This is a genomic window from Dietzia sp. SYD-A1, assembly GCF_015356725.1.
Taxonomy (GTDB): Bacteria; Actinomycetota; Actinomycetes; order Mycobacteriales; family Mycobacteriaceae; genus Dietzia.
This window is the reverse complement of the sequence record NZ_JADDKI010000503.1, coordinates 1-2,139: the sequence shown is the minus strand read 5'-3', so window position 1 is coordinate 2,139 and position 2,139 is coordinate 1. Positions and strand designations below refer to the sequence as shown.

Below are 2,139 nucleotides of genomic sequence, written 5' to 3'. Positions count from 1 at the left end.
CCCATGAGCACCACGCCCACCCCCGCCCGGACCGCGCCGAAGCAGAACCGCCGCAAGAAGGCCCGGGCCATCATGGCCTCGGGTCTGGTGCTGGGCGTCGGCGCCGCCGTGACGCTGGCGGCCTGGTCGGACACCGCGTGGGGCGTGAGCGAGTTCGGCACCACGGGCAGCGACTTCAACATCCAGGCCCACTTCAACGCCGCCGAGGGGTGGAACGAGTTCGTGACCAAGGACAAGGCCGGCACCATGCAGTTCGGGCCCGCCTCCAAGGCGCTCGTCCCGGGCGTGCCCGTCTACCAGCTGGTGGGCCTGCGGGAGAACAAGGGCAACCTCGGCGCCAACGTCACGATCTCGCAGCAGAGCGTCGCCACCAACGCCCTGACCAGCAAGGTCGCCGTCTCGATCGCCGAGCTCGGTGGTGGCTCCACCCCGCCGTCCACCTGCTCGTCGGCCGCCACCAACTTCACGACGGTGGGCACGCTCGCCGCTCCCACGACCCGCACCACGCGGGTGGAGAAGAACGCCTACACGTGGCTGTGCTTCCGCGCGCAGCTCGACGGCAGCGCGGGCCTGGACTCGGCCGGCATCGCGCCCGCCCCCGTGTACTGGACCTTCGACGCCCAGAGCGACGACGCCTGACCGCACGGCGACCTTCTGACCTGAGACCGGCCGACGACACGCGAGAGATGACAGCCATGCAGAGCGCAACGAGTGCCCCCCACGGCAGCGCCCCGGTCCGTCCCGCGGGAGCGCACCGCGCACCCGGTCGGTCGGTCGGCTCCTACCTCGCCGGCGGGTTGGCCAACCTGCTCGCCGCGGGTGGCGTGGTGGCGGTCGGGCTCGTGCTCGCGGCGGTGACGATGAACATCACCCTCATCATGTTCAAGACCGGGTCCATGTCCCCCACGATCCCCGCGGGCTCGGTCGCAGTGGTCAAGCAGATCGGTGCGGACGAGATCCGGGTGGGGGACGTGGTCACCGTCGACAGGCCCGGCCGGCTGCCCGTCACCCACCGGGTGATCGAGGTCCACCCGCAGGCGCCGGGTGAGGCGCTCATCCAGATGAAGGGGGACGCGAACCCCAACCCCGACCCGGGGATGTACCGGGTGGAGAGCGTGCGCAAGGTGCTGTGGTCGGTGCCCGGCCTCGCGAACGCGATCGTCTGGGCCGGCAACCCGCTGGTCCTGGGCTCGATCACCCTGCTCGCCGCGGTCGGTGTCCTGTGGACCTTCTGGCCCGGGCGCGACGAGGCCGAAGCGGTGGCCGAGGACGAGGACGACGACGAGGTCGCACGGTGACCGGTCTGCAGCGTCCGGTGCGCGCGCTCGTCGCCATGTTCGGGGCCCTCGCCCTGGTCATGACGACGGCGCTGGCCGTGGGCACCATTCGGCCCACCGAGGCGGCGTGGGCCGACCGGGCGATGGGAGCCGCCGAGTTCGGGGCGAGCCCTGACGGCGGCAGGAACTTCGCCCGGTCCGCCGCCGGCTACGGCGCACTCAAGCCGTGGCTCTCCGGGGCGAGTGCCATCGGTTCGGTCCAGAGAGAGGTCACGCCCTCCACCACCTGGATCGCGCGCTCCGCCAGCCCCAGCAGCTGGAGCACCGAGTCGGTGGGCACCTTCCTGAGCTCGGTGCGGGCCAGCGCCGAGACGCGCACATGCGCCCGGCGCGACAACCGTCAGCCGGACGACTGCCGACCGCTTCCCGATCAACCGGAGGCCGGGGCGGCGGCGAGTCACGCCGTGTCCCAGGTCCGGAACGTCGATGCATCGGCCCTGGCGCTCCTCGTGAGAGTGCCGCTCGTCCGGACCTCGTCGACCCCCATCACCGCCACCGCGTCGTGCACTCCGGGCGAGATCGGGCGAGCCGGGCTCGCGGGAGACCCGGTGACGATCGGCGGCAACCTCTTCGACTCCGGTGATCGTGTCCAGATCCCCGCACCGGGGCGGCAGACCACCTTTGTCAGAGACATCGGCCTGTACACCTACCACGGCGTCCTCCAGCACCATCACGTGGTGTCGGACGGGTACGCGATGTCGCAGCTCCGCCTGTACGTGGAGGCGTCCGGGGATGTCCTGGGGTCGCAGCCCTGGGTCCTGCACATGGTGCTGGCGCACGCCGAATGCGGTGCCTCCCGATC

Annotated in this window: 3 protein-coding genes; all 3 read left to right on the top strand. The window is 71.6% G+C overall.

Going from position 1 to position 2,139, the window contains the following annotated elements; translation table 11 throughout:
• Positions 1 to 639 (top strand): SipW-dependent-type signal peptide-containing protein (locus IY392_RS19345; RefSeq protein WP_228549522.1); only part of this gene is annotated, 639 nt, incomplete at its 5' end.
• A 56-nt stretch (positions 640 to 695) separates the two neighbouring features.
• A complete protein-coding gene (locus tag IY392_RS16165) occupies positions 696 to 1,298 on the top strand; it encodes a signal peptidase I (RefSeq protein ID WP_194861773.1) in 603 nt (200 codons plus the stop codon).
• On the top strand, positions 1,295 to 2,139 hold an 845-nt coding region (locus IY392_RS16160; RefSeq protein WP_194861772.1), incomplete at its 3' end, for a hypothetical protein. The genes IY392_RS16165 and IY392_RS16160, both read left to right, overlap by 4 nt.